Below are 20306 nucleotides of genomic sequence, written 5' to 3'. Positions count from 1 at the left end.
CATGGATACCATTGATTCCATTACTATCATCGCGGCGGCATGGGGGCTGCTGGTCCTCCGGCTCACTCTGGCCATGATCCTGTGGCCCCACGGTGCCCAGAAGGTGCTCGGATGGTTCGGCGGCGCGGGATGGAATGGAACCTACCTGGCCTTTACGGAAAAAATGGGCATTCCGCCCTTCTTTGCGAAAGTGGCCATGGTCACGGAATTCGTCGCGCCCATCTGCATGGCGCTGGGCTTCTTCACTCGTCTCGCGGCCTTGGCCGCCATCATCCTGATGGCCGTCGCCATGACCAAGCACGTCAAGAATGGCTACTTTGCCAACTGGTCCGGAAAAAAAGCCGGGGAAGGCGTGGAATTCCACCTTCTTTATGCGGGCTGCGCCCTTGCCCTGCTGCTGACAGGCCCCGGCCCATGGTCCGTGGACGCCTGGTTCATGAACATTTTCCACGTGATCTTCGGCTAACGGGCAAATCCTGCGCGGCACCATAGGACGTACTTTCCAGTTCTCAAACGCGGCGCACTCTGGTACTCATGGGGGAGCGGCCTTCCAGCCCGGAAGGCCGCTCCTTCCTTTTTCAACCTTTACGCCAGCCATGACCAGCCTGAAACGCACAAAACTCCGCCGCTGCACCAATTGCGAATGCGTGATCAACGGAGTATGGGACTGGGTGGTGGAATGCGCCCGTGAGGCGGCGGAGGAAGAACCCTCCATGCGCGGCATTCTGGATGACGTGTGCCTGTCCCGCAATTCCCTGGCCACCTCCATCGCGGCGCGGCTGGCGCGCAAGCTTTCCCGCCGGGACATGCCGCGGGAACTGATTGAGCCCCTCATCCGGGAGGCGCTGGCGGAAGACCAGAACATCCTCAGCCAGATCGCCCATGACCTGGTCGCCATCGTGGACCGGGACCCCGCGTGCCGCACGCCGCTGGAGCCCCTGCTCTTTTACAAGGGGTTCCACGCCATCACCACGTACCGCATCTCCCACTGGCTGTGGAAGCACGGGCGCACGATCATGGCCCTTCAGTTCCAGAGCCTGGCCAGTGAAGTCTTTGCGGTGGACATCCACCCGGCGGCCGTCATCGGCTGCGGCATCCTGCTGGACCACGCCACCAGCTTCGTGGTGGGGGAAACCGCCATCATCCGGGACAACGTATCCATCCTGCATGAGGTCACGCTGGGCGGCACGGGCAAGGAGGAAGGGGACCGCCACCCCATTGTGGAATCCGGAGTCCTGATCGGCGCGGGGGCCAAAATCCTGGGCCGCGTCACCATCGGCGCCTGCGCCAAGATCGCCGCCTGCTCCGTCGTTCTGGAAGACGTCCCGCCCCATACCACGGTAGCCGGCGTTCCCGCCGTCATCGTCAGCGACTCCATTCCGGACAACCCCGCGCTGGACATGAACCAGTGCCTTTGCGATTAATGCGGCAACGGATTAAGAATCCGCCCTTTACTCCTGAAAGCAGGGGTGAAGCCCCAGCCCTGCAAAAATCAGGGGAAAAAGCAAGTTTTAAAAAGACCAGACCTAGTCCAACAGTTTCAATTTCAATGGGTTGAAATTTATAATATACTAATATTCAACATTTTGAGTTGAGGGCGGATTCTTAATTCGCATACTGCCTAGGATATGCGTTTAAGATTACCTCTCTTTCTAAGGTGCGTTTTACTGGCTTGCGGCGCCCTGTTTACCACCGTGGCCTCCGCCTCCGTTTCCAACGGGGACCTGGGCAACGTCATGTATGTGGGGGATTCCATCACCCATGGCGTCAACGGGGGGTCCTGGCGCTGGGCCATGCACAAAATTTTTGCGGATAACGGTATCAGCTATACCGAAAAAGGTATCATGACCGGCAACCATAGCGGCGGAGTGGCTGCGGGAACCTCCTACGGCGGCAGGGTTTTCCAGAATCTGCATTCCTCCGCGGCCAGCGCGCGCGCCTATGAAATAGCCGGCAGGGCGGACGGCAGCAGCTACGGGCGGTTTAACGGTTCCAACCTCAAGAACTGGCTGGGCCTGAGCACGGAAAAGACCAAGGGGGGAACCTACACGGGCCAGACTCTCACCGGGGCCAACACGCCGGACACGTTTTTCCTGCTGGCCGGGACCAACGACCTCCTTTCCGACAATAACAACAGTACGCTGCACCTGCGCCTGGACGGAGTGACCTACCTTTTGCTGAACGATATGGATTCCATGGTCTCCTCCATCCGCACCGCCAACAGCAAGGCGGACATTTTCGTGATGACCGTCCCCTGCTGGACGCAGCACGCCAACGGGAACATGGATGAAACGCACCAGGCCGTAGCCACGTACAACGAATCCCTGAAAGAATGGGGCGCTAAAAACGCCGCCAACGGAGTGAAGGTGATTGATATTAATGCGGGCATCATTGACGTGGCCAGCTCCAAACCCTTCTTCGGGGTGCGCTCCATGTTCAACAATCCCACGGCGGACGGCCTGCACCCCAATGCCCAGGGAGACCTCCTGATGGCCGGCAACATGGCCAAGGGCATGGGCTACGCCGGGCGTTCCGCCGGACAGGCCAGGAAAGCCGCCCACGAGCTGGGCGTCAACTTCGGGCAGGCCCCGGCCATCACCCAGCAGACGCTGGCGGCCAAAGGCTTTACCGCCAACAACGTCACCATATCCAACAACACGATCAACTTCAACAAGTCCGGCAGCAGCACCCTCACCTATAACTGGGGCGCCTCCCAGGGACAGTCCGGGGGGTACACGGTGGATTTCACCCTGCGCCTGGGCAACGGCGCCACGGGCGGCTGGGACACCACGAACAATTTCTCCCTGAATCTGGGCAACGGAACGCTGAACGTTAATGAAGCGTACATTCAGTGGGGAAGCACCATCCTGTACTCCAAGGACATGTCCGCCAATGCGGATGCCATCCGCGTGGCCTACGTGGCGGGAGACAATGCCAACGGCCTGGGCGCGGGCTACTACATCTGGCTGGGGGACGTCCTCATCGGTGAAGCGCAGACGGCGGCGGGAGCCAGCTCCTCCGGGCTCACCTTCAGTTATTCCGGCACGCTGGACGCCATCCTCTCCAATCTGGCGCTGGACGGCTCCCTTTCCTACGCTCCCGCCACCGCCGGCATCACCGGCCCGGAAGCCCTCTACCTGGTAAACGGAGGAAAACCATCCCTCCTTAGACCGGGCATGATTGAATGGACCACGGATGCCGCCGCCACCGCCATAGCCACGGCCGGAGCCAACGCCACGTACAATGTCCGCAACGGCACCAGCTCCAACATTGCCGTCATCACGGGAACGGGAAGCACCAAATTTATTTACGCCAACAACGGAGCCTACGGCAGCGCGGACAGCCGCCAGGACCTGTGGGTGACGCTGGGGGAAGGCATCAGCAGCAATAACGGCTGGATAGGCGGCCACACGTCGGGCGACCTGTACGGGGACATCCACCTGCGGCTGGCGGAAGGAGCCATCGGCAAATCCACGGTATTCGGCGTCGTCAACGGCGGTACCGTCCACGGGAACATTTACCTGGAATTCTCCTCCTCCACCGGAACCTATGACACCTCCTTCACCAACGGGGAGGCGGACCGCACCTCCGTGGCGGGAGCCTACGCCACCGCCGTGGACGGAGACATCACCCTGGTGTTCAATGACGGCGTGTTCTCCCACCGCATCTTCGGCGGCCTTTACACGGGGGCCAAGACCATCTCCGGCTCCACTTCCCTTTACATCAACGGCGGGACGTTCATGAATGAAATTTACGCCGGGAACAAGACGCAGGGCACCATTTCCGGGGGAACCAGCCTGACCATTACCGGAACGGACGCCATCCTGGGGAAAGCTGACGGAGACAACTGGGCATGGACGCTCCTGTGCAGCGGCAACAAGGCCAGCGGCACCATCAACGGAGGCACCATCATCACCCTGAAGGATATTGCCGCCACCACCGGAGACGGGTCCGAACACAAGTTTGACAAATACGCCGGCACCATCGACGGCAAGGGAGGCGGAACGGTGAACGGGGAAAAGAAGCTCGTCTTCGACCACTACGCCGCCAGCTTCCTGGGAACGCTCCAGAACTTTGACCAGGTGCAGGTCACCGGAAATTCGGACCTCGCGCTGGACCTGGCCCTGGGCGATACGGTTACCTCCCTGGCCGTGGATGAAGGCTCCGCCCTCCGGTTCAACCGGGACCAGGGGGCCACGCTGGACATCACCAACAATGGCACGATCCGCACCTCGCACAACCTGACCCTCAAATCCGCAGACACCGGAACCGGAACCTACCGGGTGGAGGGAGGAACGCTGGACCTGGCCGGGCAGGCCGTATCCGGCAGCATCTCCATCTCCTCCGGGGCGCTTGCCAACACGGCGGGACTGGGAGCCAAAAGCGTTTCCGTCTCCGGCATCACCGGAAACATCAACCTGGGGGGCCTGGACGGCAGCAAGCTGAACTCCATCAACATGGGAGCGGGCGCCGGAACCATCTCCGGACTGACGGGCCATGCGGACCTGTCCGGTGCGGATACCCAGTTAAGGCTTTCCGCCGCCAACATGGGCGCGGACGGCGCGGGAGCCATCCTGTTCAACGACCCGTCCGGTTCCAGCCTGACGCTGGGGAATCTGACCCTGACGCTGACGGCGGATGCCGTGGCCCTGCTCACCGCTCCGGGGGATTACGCCTTCCACATCACCAACGGCACGCTGCATGCGGATACCAACTACATTACGCTGAGCGAATACAACGGCATGGCGTGGGACATCACCCGGACGGAAGGCGGCCAGGTGATTATCTCCTTCGGCCAGCTGGACGCCCTGATTATTGACAAAAGCGGCATCAAGACCATCACCTCCTCCGACACGCTGGGGGCAACGCCCAGCGTCACCAACAACGGAACGCTGAATATCAACCTGTCCGGGGCAACCGCACCGGAAGACAAGAAGACCACCCTCCGCTACCTGGCGGGAACGGAATCGGATGCCATGGTGAATACCGGGACGGACAGCGGCGTGGTTATCACGCTGCTGAATGAGACCTCCGCAGACCCGGACAAACCCGGCAATACCGCTTACGCAGGCTCCATTGAAGGGGCGGCACAGCTTGTCAAGGACGGTAGCCAGAGGCTGACCATTGACGGCCGGGTCACCGCCTCCGCGCTGGACGTGCAGGCCGGGGAGCTGGTGCTGCAAAACCGGACGCAGAGCTCCATCATTTCCGGCGCGCTGAATGTGGAACAGGATGCCGCGCTGACCCTGAATTCCGCCTCGCTGGCCGCTACGGACCTGACGGGCTCCGGAACGGTCAACCTGAACGGGGGCGCCCTGCTCACCATCACCAGGGACACGCTTTCAGACCTGACGCTTAACGCTGCCATCACCGGCACGGGAACCTTGAAGCTGGACAACTGCAACCTGATTCTGGGCGCGGACAGCAACCTGGGAGAAGACGTACTGCTCCATCTGGGCGGCGGCAGCCTGCTCCTGCGGGACGGCTCCACGATTGCCCTGGAAGGGTTGCACCAGGACCGGGAGGGCGGCGCGCTCCACCTGGGGGCGGACGGCCATCTGGAACTGGCCTCCGGCGACGGCAAAACCTACTCCTTCAAGGGGGACATCACCGGCACAGGCTCCATCACCCACCGCGGGGAAGGCACGCAGATCATCCTCTCCTCCGGGAACGGCCATGTGGACGTCAGCCATACGCAGGCGGGAGGCCACCTGGTCCTGGGAGACAGCGGCCTGGCCGCGGACGGCTCCATGGCCTACCGGGACATCTCCCTGGGCAGCAATACCCGTGACGCCGCCAATCCGGACGTCACGGCGGACCTCTCCCTGCTGAACGACACCACGGCCAATACGCTTTCCGTCGCCTCCAACGGCAAGCTGTACCTGGGCGGCAATCCCAACCAGAGGGCCGTGCAGCTGGTGCTGACCGGCAATAACGGCGGCGTGGCGGCGGACCTGGCTTCCGGCTCCACCCTGGATATTACCGTGAATACGGAAACGCTGGCCCACACGGCGGACAACGCCTGGGCCTCCGTGAAGGCGGAAAACGGCTCCATCCGCATCACCGGGGCGGAACCGTCCATCAATGTCAGCATTTACGGCCTCGGCACCGCCGGGGACTGGGCCATTCTGCCGGAATTCACCGTCAACGCCCTTTATGCGGAAAACGGCCTGGTCACGGCTGACGGGGATACCTGGACCGCGGACATGGTGAATCTGACTTATGCGGGCTTCGCCAACCTGGTTTACGGTATCGACAAGCTGGTCTCCGGCGACGGCAAGCTGTTCCAGGTCCACTTCACCAAACTGGGGGACAGCCCGCTGAAGGGCTACGCCTCCACGGACAACCAGAAAGCCGCGGCGGGCAGCCTGTGGGCCGTTACCTCCTCCCCGGAAAACATCACCCCGGCCATGCTGGAATTCCTGAACGCCGTGGGAACGGCCCAGGCCCTGGGAGACGCGGGCACCATCCAATCCGCCCTTTCCTCTTATGCGGGGAGCGGCGTGACCGCCCTGCACTCCGCCCAGAAGGGAGCCCTGAAGGACCAGGTGCTGCACCTGCGCAACCGTCTCACCCAGATGGGAGCCTCCACACAGTACATCAATGACGACCTGCCCCGCTTCAACGCCTGGATTGAAGGGGAAGGCGGCTACCGCAAGCTGGACGACCGCACGGACGAATCAGGCTACAAGCTCAACACCTGGGGCGGCACCTTCGGCTTTGACGTCACTTGCAGCGACAGCTTCGTGTGGGGCGCGGCCTTCTCCGCCAGCTACGGGGACCTGGACGCCTACATGGCGAACGGCGATCTGGACTCCTATTACGGCAACCTGTTCTTCCGCATCCAGTCCGGCCGCTGGGCCCACAACGTCATTCTCACTTACGGGTGGAATGATGCCTCCCTGGACCGCACGGCGGGCGTTCCCGGCGCCCTGTACACCATGCACGGCAGCACCAGCGGCAGCAGCTACGGCGCGTTTTATGAAGGCACCTATGACCTGTACCTGAACGAAAACAAGACCTCCGTGTTCCAGCCCCTGGCAAACGCCTCCGTCTACAGGAGCCGCATGGACGGCTTTACGGAATCCGGCGGCCTGGGCATGAGCGTGGACGACATGGAATCCACCTACGGCACCGTGGGGCTGGGCGGCAGGCTGCGGGGGGAACTCTCCAGCAACCTGGCGGGCCGCGCCTGCATGGGCGAACTGCGGGCACAGGTGGTTCAGAACCTGGGCGACCGGAAGACGGCGGCTGCGCTGACGCCCGCGGGCGCGCCGGGAGCGGGTTTCCGCGTGAACGGCTCCCGGGAAGGAGCCACCGGCTTACAAGTGGGCGCGGGGCTCACCATTCCGGTGGGTTACACAAGCTCCGTCTTTGCGGACGTTAATGCGGACTTCCGCAGCCGGGCCAGCAGCGTCAACGGCAGCATCGGCTACCGGATGACGTTCTGACCGGACCTCTTCAGGGGTGTGTACAAGCGGGAGCATCGCGGCCATGCTGCGGTGCTCCCTTTTTCATGGCGGGCGCGCCTGTTCAGGAGTGGTTCTTCCCCGGAATCCGGGAGGGGTCCTTCATTTGTCCGCTGCCTTCAATAACGTACTTGTAGGAGGTCAGCTCCCGCAGGGCCATCGGCCCGCGCGCATGGAACTTGTCCGTGCCTATGCCTATTTCCGCGCCGAAGCCGAACTCCTCCCCGTCACTGAACCGCGTGGAGCAATTATGGTAAACGCAGGCGCTGTCCACCCGGCGCATGAAATAATCACGGGCCTGCGCATCCTCCGTCACGATGGAATCACTGTGGTGGGAGCCGTAGCGGTTCACATGCTCCACCGCGCCGCGAACGCCGTCCACCACCTTTACGGACAGGATCAGGTCTTCATACTCCACAGACCAGTCTTCCTCTGACGCGGCGGCGGCTTCCGGACCGAAAAACGGCCTGCTCCGTCCGCACACGCGGCACTCCACGCCGCGCAGGCGCATGCGTTCCGCCGCCATGGGAAGAAAACGTTCCGCCACGGCGGCATCCACCAGCAGGGTTTCTGCCGCGTTGCAGACGCCCGGCCTCTGCGTCTTGGCGTCGTCCAGGATGTTGACGGCCATCTCCAGGTCCGCCGCGGCGTCCACGTACACATGGCAAACGCCGTCCAAATGCTTCAGCACGGGCACTCTGGCGTATTCCATGACAGTGCGGATAAGCCCCTTCCCGCCACGCGGAATAATGACGTTCAGGCAGGAATCCAGCTCACACAACTGCCGTACCTCGTCACGGCTGCCTGAAGCCAGAAGCTGGAGGGCGTCCACCGGAACGGCGGACTCCTTTAACGCGCCGCGCAACACCTCCGCCAGAACGCGGTTGGTGCGCAGGGACTCGCTCCCGCCGCGCAGAATGACCGCGTTGCCGGACTTCAGGCACAGGGCGGCGGCGTCACAGGTCACCGTGCCGCGGCTCTCATAAATAAAGCCGATCACCCCCAGGGGCACGCGCACCTGGCTGATATGCAGCCCGTTCGGGCGCGTCCACTCACGGATGCAGTCGCCCGCGGGGTCGGGCAGTTCCGCCACCTGCTCCATGCCGTGCGCCATGCGCTCCACGCGGTCAGGGGTCAGCAGCAGCCTGTCCAGAAACGCGGCGTTGCGCCCGGCGGCCCCGGCCTCCTCCATATCCAGCGCGTTCTCCTGCAAGACGCGCGGCGCGGCGGAGCGTACCGCCGCGGCCATGCGGCGCAGGGCGTCCGCCTTTTCCTCCGGCCCCAGGGCCAGCATCTCCCGGGAAGCCGCCAGGGCGGCGCGTCCCGTCGGTTCAAGAGGATTTTCCGCACTCATCTTCCCGCTCCTTTCGGCACAAAAAACGTTCCGGCGCTTTCCGAACCACCCTCCAGCAGCAGGCTGATGCGTTCCGGATGGCGCCCATGCATCATGTAAGTGCCTATGCCCGCATTCACGGCCTCCCGCACGGCCTGGAGCTTGGCGCTCATGCCGCCCATGGAAAAGCGGCCACGGTCATCCTCCGCAAACGCCAGGACGGCGTCCACATCCTCCACCCGGGGAATGATGGCGTCACGGCTGCCGCCGGGGGGATACAGGCCGTCCACGCTCGTCAGGATGAACAGGGCGTCCGCCCCCACCATGCGCGCCATGTGGACGGAAAGAATGTCGTTATCCCCAAACTTCAGTTCTTCCACGGAAACGGTGTCATTTTCATTCACGATCGGGATAATCCTGCCGTGCTCAAACAGGCGCATCAGCGTGGCCTGCACGTTGGGGCGGCGGCGCTTCAAATCCTCCGCCGTCAGCAAAAGCTGGGCCACGTCCACGTCAAAATGGCTGAAAAGATTCTCATACGTCTGCATCAGCCGCGTCTGCCCCACCGCCGCGCAGGCCTGCTTCAATGACAACTCCTGCGGATAAGACGGCAGCCCCAGCACGGACACTCCGGAACCGACGGCGCCGGAACTCACCAGAACCACCTGGTGCCCCTGCTGCATCAGGTCCGCCAGGGCGCTCACCAGATGCACGATGGAAGAACCGTCCAATGTCCCGTTTTCACGGGTCAGCACGCCCGTCCCTACCTTCACTACGATTTTCATACGTCTGCCCTATTATACCTCACACGCCGTTCCTGCGGGAAGAAGAAAGCACGTTCTTCCCGGCCAAAGTCCCATCCGCACGGCGGTGCCGTCCCTTCCCGGAAAAACGGCTGCCGCATGGCTCAGGAATCAGGAACGGTTTCCCTCCATCAAAAAAACCTTGCGAATCCCGCCCCCTCTTTCCCCCGGGAGGTTTCATTCAAAATAACTTTTGAGTAACAAAGACTTCCGGCAAAAGACAACCGTTGACTCGACCGCATGCAGGGAGCATGGTGGAACCATGCCCGGGGCCCTTTCCCTTCTGCACGCCGGAGCTGTGCGCTTCTCTTCCATTTTCGCGGAAGAAGGGCAGAAGGGCCTCCGGGGTCCGGAACATCTGTGAACCTCCTCCCGGCAAGCGCCGGACAGGGCGCCCCAACACCAGAAAAAACCGGACGGGAGCTTCCGCAACAGGAAGCTTCCGCCCGGGAAAGGTTCAGCGGGTACGGCTACCCTTGAAACATGCCCAGGGCCCTGGCGACGCCTTCCCCGTATTCCGGGTCGCATTCCATGCAGTGGTCAATGTGGCGCTGCTTGATGAAATCCGGCGCATCCCCCATGGCGCGGGCCGTATTGCCGTACAGGGCTTCCCTCTGTTCCGGCGTCATCAGGCGGAACAGGGCACGGGGCTGGGAATAGTAGTCATGGTCGTCCTCATGGAAATCCCAGTGCCAGGCCGCGCCGTCCAGCTCGAGCGGCGGTTCCCGGAACTCCGGCTGTTCTTTCCATTCCCCGTAGCTGTTCGGTTCATAACCCAGCGTGCTTCCCGCATTGTCATCCACGCGCATCATGCCGTCCCGGTGGTAGCTGTGGAACGGACAGCGGGGAGCATTCACGGGAATCTGGTTATGATTCACTCCCAGCCTGTACCGCTGGGCGTCCCCGTAGGAAAACAGGCGCCCCTGGAGCATCTTGTCCGGGGAAAAACCGATGCCGGGCACGACGTTGGCCGGATTGAACGCCGCCTGCTCAATCTGGGCGAAGTAGTTGTCCGGGTTCCGGTTGAGTTCCAGCACGCCCACTTCCATGAGGGGGTAATCCCCGTGCGGCCATACCTTGGTCAGGTCAAACGGATTGAAGGGGCATGCCTTCGCCTGCTCCTGGGTCATCACCTGGATGTACATCGTCCAGCGCGGGAAGTCTTTCCGTTCAATGCTTTCATACAAATCCCGCTGATGGCTTTCACGGTCCTTCGCGATGATCGCTTCCGCCTCCGCATCCGTCAGGTTCCTGATGCCCTGCTGGGTCTTGAAATGGAATTTCACCCACACCCGTTCGTTATCCGCATTCAGCATGCTGAACGCATGGCTGCCGAAGCCGTGCATGTGGCGGTAGGAGGCGGGAATGCCGCGGTCGCTCATGACCACGGTGACCTGGTGGAAGGCTTCCGGAAGGGAGGTCCAGAAGTCCCAGTTGTTGCGCGCGCTCCTCATGTTGGTGCGCGGATCACGCTTGATGGCGTGGTTCAGGTCCGGGAACTTGAGCGGGTCACGCAGGAAGAAAACCGGCGTGTTGTTGCCCACCAGGTCCCAGTTGCCTTCCTCCGTGTAAAACTTGATGGCAAAGCCGCGGATATCCCGTTCCGCGTCCGCCGCGCCCCTCTCCCCGGCCACCGTGGAAAACCGCACCAGCAGGTCCGTCTTCCTGCCCACCCCGGAAAACAGCGCCGCCCTGGTATACCGGGTGATGTCATGAGTCACCGTAAAGGTGCCGAAAGCTCCGGAGCCCTTGGCGTGCATGCGCCTTTCCGGAATAACTTCACGGTCAAAATGGGCCAGCTTTTCCAGGAACCATACGTCCTGCAACAGCATGGGGCCGCGGGGGCCGGCCGTAAGCACGTTTTCATTATCAGAAACGGGAGCCCCGACCGACGTTGTCAAATTCTTTTGATCGCTCATGGTTTTTTATTTATAATTATTATAAACTAATTTTTTCAATGGTGTCAACAAAGTTTCTTTCAAATCCCGGGAAGGAAGGCAACCTGCCTCCGGCCTCCTTCCGCGGAGGGGAAAACGGACCGGGGAATTCCGCCGCGCCTGGAAAACCGGCGTTCCGGAGGCGGCCCATTCCACCATTTTTCCACTTGACCCTGAATGGAGAATCCGGGACAGTGCTTTTCTCGATGAAGAATCGGGTTTTTCATCATGAACCGTTTTCTTGCAGCAATCTATTGCAGCCTCTCTTTTTCTTCGCAAACAAGAAAGAAACGCCGTATCCGCCTGGGCTTGAAGCCAGGGGGAGAAGGGTACGTGAACCCGGAAGGAAACCGTATTTTTCTCATTCATCCTTCCGGAGAAAAACAGCTTGTGGAGCCGTTCCAGATTCCCGGTTCCGTCCGGCTCAACATTGAGGGGGAACACAACACGCTCATCTTCCATGCCCCGCTCTCCTTAAACAATGTTTCCATCCACATCTGGAAGCATGTCCGCGGCGTGAAAATGGAATTCGGCTCTTCCGCGGCCGATCACAGCCACTGGAACAATGTGAGCATTCTGGCGGCGGCATCCGGAAGCGCCCTGTCCATCGGCCATTCAACGAGCATCGAAGGACTAACGGTCGTCCTTGCGGGCGGCCAATGCCTCATTGGGAACGATTGCATGCTGTCTTCCAAAATCACCATTTGGGCAAACGATTCACATCGCCTGATGGACGCGGACACCGGGGAACTGCTCAACGGCCGGCCGCAGGGCGTCTTCATTGGCGACCACTGCTGGATTGGGCAGGGAGCCGTTTTCACCAAAAACGCCATCATCCCGGCAAATACGGTTGTAGGCCTGCAAGCGGTCGTCACCAAACCCTTCCGGGAGGAATTCACCGTTCTGGCGGGGAACCCGGCCAGAGCCATCAAAAACAGGGTCAAATGGAGCCGTGAAAGAGAAATGGGGTAAGGCGCCCGCCACGCTACCCCGCAGCACCATGGCCTGAACCGCCAGCGCATGCCGGGCGGGCTACCTGGGGCTTCCGGGAGGGGATGTCCGGCGCTTCCGGGAGGGGATGTCCGGCGCTTCCATCTTCAACGCTTTCCGCGTTTCCGCCCTGTTGCCGGAGACGCATTTTAGGCTTTCAATATGTGGCTGATCTGCTCATATTGCCCGGGCATGAATCTTGACCTTCTCCAAAAAGCCGCCAACCAGGCGCGGGGACTTGCCATGGATGCCGTTCACGACTGCGCGTCCGGCCACCTGGGCCTGCCGCTGGGATGCGCAGAAATCGGGGCCGTCCTGTTCGGCGATCTGCTCAACATCTGTCCCGCGCAGCCCCGCTGGCTCAACCGTGACCGCTTCATTCTCTCTGCCGGCCACGGCTCCATGTTCCTTTACGGCTGGCTGCACCTGTCGGGATTCAACATCAGCATTGAAGACCTCAAAGGCTTCCGCCACAAGGGGTCCATCACGCCCGGCCACCCGGAATTCCGGGATACGGAGGGTGTGGAATGCACCACGGGGCCCCTGGGCCAGGGCATTGCGAACGCCGTAGGCTTCGCCCTTTCCGCCAGGCGCGCCGCCGCTCGGTTCAACAGGCCCGGCATGGACATCTTCACCCAGCACGTTTTCTGCCTGACGGGGGACGGCTGCCTTCAGGAAGGCGTGGCCCGCGAATCCATTGCCCTGGCCGCCGTCCTGAAACTGGACAACCTCATTCTCATTTACGATTCCAACGACATCACGCTGGACGCCCCGGCGGACCGCACCCAGATTGCGGACCCGCGCGCCATGTATGAAGCCCTGGGCTGGGACGTGCGCCAGATTGACGGCCATGACCTCAAGGCCATCGCGGAAGCGGTGGAAGCCGCCAAGGCGGCCAAAAACGGCAAGCCCCAGCTCATCATTGCCAAGACCGTCATCGGCAAAGGCATTCCCGGCATTGAAGGCACCACCAAGGGCCACGGGGAAGGCGGCGCCAAGCTCCAGGAGGAAGCGCACGCCAACTGGGGAATTCCCGCGGGGGAACGCTATTATGTATCTGAAGACGTCCGCAGCTTCTTCAACGGCCTCCGGGCCGGGAGGGAAGCCGCCTTCACCGCCTGGGAAGCCACGTACCGGAAATGGCGCGCCACCTATCCGGAACTGGCCGCAGAGCTGGACTCCGGCATGGACGCCTGCGCCAGGGGAGTGGACGCCGCCATCACGGACAAGGACATCCCCCCCTTCCCCGCGGATTACAGTGACGCCACCCGTTCCGCCGGTTCCGTGGCCATCAACGCCGTTGCCAAGGCGGACCCGTGGTTCCTGACCACCAGCGCGGACCTGTACAGCTCCAACAAGAACTACCTTTCCGGCGCGGGGGATTTCTCCGCGGAAAATCCGGAAGGCCGCAACTTCTGGTTCGGCATCCGCGAACATGCCATGGCCGCCATCTGCAACGGCATGGCCTATGACGGGCTGTTCCGCGTGAGCGCCGCCACGTTCTGCGTGTTTGTGGACTACATGCGCGGCGCCATCCGCGTGGCCGCCCTCAGCGGCCTGCCCGTCACCTACATCCTGACGCACGATTCCGTGGCCGTGGGCGAAGACGGCCCCACCCACCAGCCGGTGGAAACCGTTTCCGGCCTCCGCGTGATTCCCAACCTGGACGTCATCCGTCCGGCAGACCCGGAAGAAACCGCCGGAGCCTGGATGGCCGCCCTGCAGCGCGCCGAGGGTCCCACCGCCCTGATCCTGACCCGGCAGAAGGTCGCCACCCTGAATGACATTCCCGTGGAAACGCGCCGCCAGGGCGTGTTGAAAGGCGGCTACATCGCCCGGCGGGAACAGGGGGAACTGAAAGCCGTCATTATGGCCAGCGGTTCGGAACTGGAACTGGCCCTGAAAGCCGCGGAACAGGTGGGAGAAGGAATCCGCGTGGTTTCCATGCCCAGCTTCTTCCGCTTTGACGCCCAGCCCGCGGAATACCGGGAAAGCGTGATCCCCTCCTCCTGCGCGAAGAGGGTGTCCGTGGAAGCCGGGGTCACGGATCTCTGGTGGAAATACCTGGGCTGCCAGGGTGAAGCCGTGGGCATCAACCGCTTCGGCTTTTCCGCACCCGGCGCACAGGTGCTGGAAGAACTCGGCATGAACGTGGACAACGTCGTCGCCGCCGTTCAAAAAGTGCTCTCCAAATAACTTGCGGCATTTTGCCGTTATTCCTTTTCAGGGGCTGTTTCACCGCGTGTGAAACAGCCCTTTGCTTATGGCGGTTCAGAACGGGAGAAGGGCTGGCCGCTCCTGTCCTGAAACCCCGTGGAGCCTGCGCCGCATCTATCTGCGCCCGGAGAATCAGCGGGGAAGGCGGCCTATTCCCTGGTCACCTTCAGCCGTAAAAACCTCCGCGCCGGAGCATTGCCGTCTATCACCACCGTATCAAGGTATTCAGCCCGGTTTCCGGATGGCTCAATCACCGCCTCTTCTCTCCAGGAAACCAGGTCTTCCGAGCTTTCCACGCTGAACGTCACGTCCGTGGCCGCAGGGTTCACGGGCCATTCCAGCGCCAGGCGGCGCCCCCCGTTTTCCTCCCTGGCCGCCAGCGCTGTGACGCTTCCGCAGGGCTTGTCCGGGTCCAGCCCCGTGGCGTACTTCATCAGGTTGGTGATGCCGTCGCCCGCCGGGCAGGCGTCCGGGGCCGTCTGGTCCTCCGGCGTTCCATCGGGAAAATGGTCTTTCTTCCACTGGTCATAGGGGGAAGGCGTGCGCGTCCACGCCAGCACCAGAGCGCTTTTACCCGCCGTATTCTCCTGTTTCAGGGAAAAACCGCCCGCCTGCTTCCAGGCTTCCGCGCTGGCGGCGTCATAGGAAACGGAGGGAAGCGCCGCCATGGAAAGAGTGGTACCCTCCACCAGCTTCCAGCTCTGCTCCCGTTCCTTCCCGTCCATGGCAGGGAGAGCCACATGGACCTCCGCACCGCCGTCCAGGGAGACGGGCCCCTCCGCGCTCCACTTGGCCTCCCGGCCGGGGTCCCGGGGAAGAGAAAAGGACAGGCATGCTCCCGCAGCCACGTCCAGCCGCGTCATCCCCCGCATGGCGGCATTCGTGCCGAGCCGCACCGTCCCGCCTTCCACGCTTACCGGAAAATGGCACAGGGAAACGCCATCGCCGAAGCCCAGCGTTCCGTCCCCCGTCTTCCTCAGGCTGGAGGTGGAGGAATACCCGGCGAAGGAATAAAGCGGATCTTCCATGCTGACCAGGCAGTCCCGGTCCGCATGCGCCACCATGCGCACATGGCCCATGACTGTGATGGAGTTGGGCACGCCGCCCGATGCAGCCCCCACGGAACGCCCCCGGAAATTGCCGCTGAAGGAAACGGGACGGGAAGAATCCGTGGAACGGAGATTGAGCACGGTGGGAGCCGCGGCGCTGTTGCCGGAGACATAAACGGCACCGCCCAGATTGCCGGCGCTGTTGCCGGAAAAGGTACAGCCGCCTTCCACACTCACGGTGCGCTCATCCTCGCCGTCATTGGCGTCCAGGCACAGGGCGCCCCCATTATGGCCGGCCGCGTTGCCGGAAAAGGAAGAACCCGCGGCTATCTGCACGTTTCCACGGCTGTACATGGCCCCGCCGCTGCCCTGCTCCGCCCTGTTGCCGGAAAAGGAAACGGCGGCCTGCTGCACCACGGAGCCGGCATAAACCGCTCCGCCCTGGGAGAAGCCGCGCACCGTATTGTTGTCATAGGAGGCGGAACCGGAGAACGTGACCCGGCCGTAATCCAGCGTGCCGCCGCCGTTGCCGGTTTTATCCGCATTGCTGGAACCTCCGCCTGCATTGACCAGCACATCCGCCAGCAAAAGCGCCCCGGAAAGGAGGACGGCGGCCCCAAGGGCAGCCCCGGGAAGGCCCAGACGGCCGGAAAGAACGGAAAAACAACGTGTTTTCTTCATAAGTCTTGTCCAGTTGGTGAGAGGTTTACTGCCGGATGGGAACCACGGAGGAGGCATCGTCCGGGTCCGTTTCCCCGGGGTCGACAAGGCCGTTTCCATTGGCGTCTTCCACAAGGTCGGGAACGCCGTCCCCGTCGGAATCCACGTCCGGAAGGTCGGGCATGCGGATATAGGCCGTGCCGACCGCCTGGCCGTTCCTGGTAAGCACGGGATACTGCGCATCCACCTGCCGGAGCTCCCGGATCAGGGCGCGCGCCATGCGCATCAGGCGTTCCTGCTGCGCCGGGTCCCGGGCCAGGTCATTGCTCTCTCCTATATCGTCCTTCAGGTTGAAGAGCTGCCACGGGAAGCGGCCCGCCGTCTTGTAGCCGTTGCCGGAATACAGGTCCGTATGGGCGTACTGGTCCATGTAATTGTAAATGACTTTCCAGTCCCCATCCCGGTAGGTGGAATAGAAATTGGCGTAGGAATGGTGGTGGGGGAAATGCTGGAATATCTTCTGGGTGCGGTGGAAGGAGGCGTCTCCCCTGAAATAGGGGCTGATATCCTCCCCGTCCACCTGCTGGCCCACCGGAACCTTCAGCTTCAGCATATTCAGGATAGTGGGATAAATATCCCAAATAGCCACGATGTCATGGTTCACGGCATTCTGCCGAATGGGGTATTCCTGCTGGATGGAGCTGGAGGGGTCCGCCTCCGCCCATCCCACGATCATCGGGATGCGCGTTCCCCCTTCATACCGGCTGCCCTTGCGTCCTCTCAGGGGGGCCACGGCGCTTATCTTCTCAAGCCACGGAATATTCCCGTCATAGCTCTGCTGGATGGGTGCGTCCCCACCGTTGTCGGACATGAAGATGACCAGCGTCCTGTTGGCGACACCCAGCTCCTTGAGGTAATCCATCAGGTCCCCCAGGGACTTGTCCATGCCCCCGATCAGGGTGCCGAAGTTGCGGAGGTTGCCGCCGATGGAAACTCCCGGTTCAAACGTCGTTCCCGAGGGGTAGGTATCATAATCCCCGTTGGGGTCCGGCTGGTCGTGCCTCTGGTGCACGGCGTAATGGGTCATGTACGCGAAGAAAGGCGCATTATCATCCACGGCGGCCTTGATCTGCTTCTTCATCTCCAGCGTCAGGGCATTCGTCAGGAAATTCTTCTTCCTGTCTTCCGCCGTGGTCGTTCCGTAATATTCCTCCAGGTCCGGAACATGGGTATTCCCGGAGCCGAAATGGTCCTCTCCCCGGTAGGAGGCGGGCTGCCCGGCGGAACAGCCGGCAATGTTGACGTCAAATCCCAGATTGGCCGGATTGGAATAACGCTGGTTGGACGGAGCAAAGTGGGCCTTCCCTACCGTAATCGTCCTGTAACCCGCTTCCTGAAGAACCCGGGGGAGGGGAATCTCCTGCTGGCTCATCCCGGCCATGTTCCACTGGGGAGCCCGGATGTGGGGGAGCCCGCCGCTGAATTCATTCAGCGTGGGGGCATTCACGGCCGTCCAGTTGGTAACCCGGTGGCGGGCGGAGGTCTTCCCCGTCATCAGGGACGTGCGGCCCGGAGAACACAGGGGGCACGAGTAGGCGTTCGTGAACTTCATCCCCTGCGCCGCCAGCCTTTCCATGGAGGGCGTCTTATAAAAGGAGTTCAGCTCCGTGATGACGGGCTGGCCGTCCTTGTAGTAAAATGGCACGGACGTATCCTGCCAGCCCATGTCGTCCACCAGGAACACCAGAACGTTGGGCGTATTCTCCGCCAGAACGGAAATGATCAGGGACTTGCTTTTCTCCGTGCCGTCCGCCGCGGTCAGCGTCAGCGTGTACTGCGTGGTTTCCGCAGGAGCCACTTGCACGCTGCCGGCGCCCGCCGTGCTGGTGACGGGCACCTCCGTTCCATTGGCGGTCAGGGTGAGGGTTTGCGCCTTCACCGTGCTCCACGTCAGGGTGGCCTTTTCATGGCTGCCGGGAACAATCCTCTTTTTGTCCGATTCAAAGAGAAGTATCTCCGGTTCCTGCTTCTTGACAGTCACCGTTACTTCTTCCGTGGAAGCGGTCCCGTCCTCACAAGCGGCGCGGAGAACGTAAGTCGTCGTGGTTCCGGGCTTTACCGTGACGGAGCCTGCGCCGTTCTCCGTGGTGGCCGGAATGTCCTGCCCGTCCCTGGTGCTCAGCGTGACCGCTCCGCATTTCCAGGTTTTCCAGCTCAGCACGGCTCCGGAAGCCGAATCTTCCATGATTTCCGCAGGAGTAGCCGTAAAGGACACGATGCCGGGAGAGGGCGCCGCCAGGCGGACGGCATTGATGGCGGAACGGGTCAGGGAAGCCCCGTTGCCCGTGATGGTGATGGTCCCGTTCGTTACCGGAACATATTTCAGCGTCAGCTTGTTGGCACCTTCCTGAAAAGCGCCGGAAAACATGCCGCGGTCCTGAATGACGCCGGAGAGGCCGTTGGCCGTATAAACCATGTCCCGGTCCGAATCATTGCAATCCCCGTAAATTTCCACATGGCAGTATTCCGCCATGGACTCCGGAAGCTGGGAAATCACGACATTTTCCGTCCCCCGGATGCCTGCCCAGGAATCCATGAGAAGATAATCGCGGTTTTTGCCTGGCGCAAAGACGCCGTTGCTGGCGCAGTAACCCGGCTTGATGGCGCAGGAGGCTTCCGTGGACACTCCCTCCGTAGTTTTCAGGGCGGAGGCGGTCGTCGTGGCATTGGCCGCGGGCTTGATGAAATTCCAGGTTTTCCCTTCCTCCGCCACAGTTCCGGGCTGCGCCTGCTGGAATGCAGTCTCCGTGGCAGCAGCTCCGTTCAGCACCCCTATCCCTATTTCTTCCGCATGAGCCAGACAGCAGGCGGCCACTGCGGCCGGAATCCATCCGCACCAATTCAGTTTTCTCATCATGATTTTCCCTTCCGTAAACAGACAGGCGCCGGCTGTCCCTTTTACGAACCGCCGGCGCCTGCATGAAGAACAACATTACGCGCGCCTGCGGCGCATCAGCAGAGCGCCCAGGCCCAGCAGGCCGAGACTGGCCGTGGCCGGCTCCGGAACGGAGGCCAGCGCCAGACAGTTGATATTTCCTTGGGCGCCGCTACTGTTGATGTTCAGAGTAGTATTGTCTGCCGTAACTTCAAATGTATAGGTCATCAATACCCATTTACCATTATCGGTATTGGCGGAAATGGAAGTGCCATTTCGGGATGCGCCGGAATCCACGGAATAATCGTCCAGGCTGGCCGAGATATTGCCGATCCCATCTCCTCCAATGCTGTACGTGGAAATTCCTCCATTGAACGAATTTCCACGGCCTGCCAGAATGGTGAGGGTATAAGTCCCCATGGACAATCCCGACATCTGCATGCTTATATCATTGCTGGAATTAAGAACTCCCCCCATGGAATTCCCCAAGGACATGTCCACACCGAAGACGCCGTAGAATTTATCGCTGGTACCCAGTGCAGACGCCTTGGCGGAAGAATCGGTCATCACACCTGGGGCGCCGCAGCAACCCCCATTAGTCGTCAGGGAAATGCCGGAACTGGCTCCGCCAGTAGTTACCAGGCTTGCAGAATTAACTCCACTGCTTCCGCTGATCGAAATCGTGTTCACTTTTTGCCCAGTTTCTCCAAAATACGTGCCGTCCACAACGGCAGTGCCACTGTTTGAATTGATCCCGAAGGAGATCAGAACCGTAGAGGCTTCGGCCGCAACGGCCGCCGCAACCATGGTTGCCAGAATGAATAATGTTTTCTTCATGGTGTCTATGGGATATGTGGTTGGAAATGATGAAACGCCACTTCCATTCCGCGACAAATAACGAATTTGGAATCCG

11 protein-coding genes are annotated in these 20306 nt (G+C 61.6%); 5 read left to right on the top strand and 6 right to left on the bottom strand.

The annotated features are described in order from the left end of the window. Position 1: 1 nt before the first annotated feature. From HHJ06_RS10135 to HHJ06_RS10125, 3 genes are all read left to right on the top strand, one after another. Positions 2 to 466 (top strand): DoxX family protein, encoded by a 465-nt coding sequence (locus HHJ06_RS10135; RefSeq protein WP_215429370.1) that lies wholly within the window; start codon positions 2 to 4, stop codon positions 464 to 466. A 130-nt stretch (positions 467 to 596) separates the two neighbouring features. Then, positions 597 to 1424: a serine O-acetyltransferase gene (cysE, locus tag HHJ06_RS10130; protein WP_215429368.1), complete on the top strand. Its 828-nt coding sequence runs from the start codon at positions 597 to 599 to the stop codon at positions 1422 to 1424. Positions 1425 to 1628: 204 nt separating this feature from the next. Continuing rightward, positions 1629 to 7451 carry an autotransporter domain-containing protein gene (locus HHJ06_RS10125; protein ID WP_215429366.1) on the top strand — a complete coding sequence of 1941 codons (5823 nt, stop codon included), beginning with the start codon at positions 1629 to 1631 and terminating at the stop codon, positions 7449 to 7451. A gap of 82 nt (positions 7452 to 7533) precedes the next feature. On the opposite strand, the gene HHJ06_RS10120 is transcribed toward HHJ06_RS10125, so the two are convergent. From HHJ06_RS10120 to HHJ06_RS10110, 3 genes are all read right to left on the bottom strand, one after another. After that, positions 7534 to 8823 carry a glutamate-5-semialdehyde dehydrogenase gene (locus HHJ06_RS10120; protein WP_215429364.1) on the bottom strand — a complete coding sequence of 430 codons (1290 nt, stop codon included), beginning with the start codon at positions 8821 to 8823 and terminating at the stop codon, positions 7534 to 7536. Then, positions 8820 to 9587: a glutamate 5-kinase gene (proB, locus tag HHJ06_RS10115; protein ID WP_215429362.1), complete on the bottom strand. Its 768-nt coding sequence runs from the start codon at positions 9585 to 9587 to the stop codon at positions 8820 to 8822. The genes HHJ06_RS10120 and proB overlap by 4 nt, the downstream gene beginning before the upstream one ends. Positions 9588 to 10075: 488 nt before the next feature. Beyond that, the gene (locus HHJ06_RS10110) at positions 10076 to 11524 is read right to left on the bottom strand and encodes a catalase (protein WP_215429354.1); all 1449 of its coding nucleotides are present in this window, start codon (positions 11522 to 11524) and stop codon (positions 10076 to 10078) included. Between the two features lie 246 nt (positions 11525 to 11770). On the opposite strand from HHJ06_RS10110, the gene HHJ06_RS10105 reads away from it, so the two are divergent. Next, entirely contained in the window at positions 11771 to 12514 is a 744-nt protein-coding gene (locus HHJ06_RS10105) for an acyltransferase (protein ID WP_215429352.1), read from the top strand. A gap of 210 nt (positions 12515 to 12724) precedes the next feature. After that, complete coding sequence (tkt, locus tag HHJ06_RS10100; RefSeq protein WP_251841497.1) at positions 12725 to 14728, top strand: transketolase; 2004 nt, start codon at positions 12725 to 12727, stop codon at positions 14726 to 14728. Between the two features lie 170 nt (positions 14729 to 14898). On the opposite strand, the gene HHJ06_RS10095 is transcribed toward tkt, so the two are convergent. From HHJ06_RS10095 to HHJ06_RS10085, 3 genes are all read right to left on the bottom strand, one after another. Then, positions 14899 to 16479: a hypothetical protein gene (locus HHJ06_RS10095; RefSeq protein ID WP_215429348.1), complete on the bottom strand. Its 1581-nt coding sequence runs from the start codon at positions 16477 to 16479 to the stop codon at positions 14899 to 14901. A gap of 25 nt (positions 16480 to 16504) precedes the next feature. Continuing rightward, positions 16505 to 19375: a sulfatase-like hydrolase/transferase gene (locus HHJ06_RS10090; RefSeq protein ID WP_215429346.1), complete on the bottom strand. Its 2871-nt coding sequence runs from the start codon at positions 19373 to 19375 to the stop codon at positions 16505 to 16507. Positions 19376 to 19450: 75 nt separating this feature from the next. Next, positions 19451 to 20306: PEP-CTERM sorting domain-containing protein (locus tag HHJ06_RS10085; protein WP_215429344.1), on the bottom strand; the 856-nt coding region annotated here is incomplete at its 5' end.

The sequence above is a fragment of the Akkermansia muciniphila genome, assembly GCF_018709685.1.
GTDB classification, from domain to species: domain Bacteria; phylum Verrucomicrobiota; class Verrucomicrobiia; order Verrucomicrobiales; family Akkermansiaceae; genus Akkermansia; species Akkermansia muciniphila_E.
The sequence above is the reverse complement of the archived record's forward strand: the minus strand, read 5'-3'. Positions and strand labels throughout refer to the sequence as shown.

Coding starts and splice junctions, on each gene's coding strand:
- HHJ06_RS10110 (WP_215429354.1), bottom strand. CDS start 11,524: ATGAGCGATCAAAAGAATTTGACAACGTCGGTCGGGGCTCCCGTTTCT.
- HHJ06_RS10120 (WP_215429364.1), bottom strand. CDS start 8,823: ATGAGTGCGGAAAATCCTCTTGAACCGACGGGACGCGCCGCCCTGGCG.
- HHJ06_RS10105 (WP_215429352.1), top strand. CDS start 11,771: ATGAACCGTTTTCTTGCAGCAATCTATTGCAGCCTCTCTTTTTCTTCG.
- HHJ06_RS10125 (WP_215429366.1), top strand. CDS start 1,629: ATGCGTTTAAGATTACCTCTCTTTCTAAGGTGCGTTTTACTGGCTTGC.
- tkt (WP_251841497.1), top strand. CDS start 12,725: ATGAATCTTGACCTTCTCCAAAAAGCCGCCAACCAGGCGCGGGGACTT.
- proB (WP_215429362.1), bottom strand. CDS start 9,587: ATGAAAATCGTAGTGAAGGTAGGGACGGGCGTGCTGACCCGTGAAAAC.
- HHJ06_RS10090 (WP_215429346.1), bottom strand. CDS start 19,375: ATGATGAGAAAACTGAATTGGTGCGGATGGATTCCGGCCGCAGTGGCC.
- HHJ06_RS10135 (WP_215429370.1), top strand. CDS start 2: ATGGATACCATTGATTCCATTACTATCATCGCGGCGGCATGGGGGCTG.
- cysE (WP_215429368.1), top strand. CDS start 597: ATGACCAGCCTGAAACGCACAAAACTCCGCCGCTGCACCAATTGCGAA.
- HHJ06_RS10095 (WP_215429348.1), bottom strand. CDS start 16,479: ATGAAGAAAACACGTTGTTTTTCCGTTCTTTCCGGCCGTCTGGGCCTT.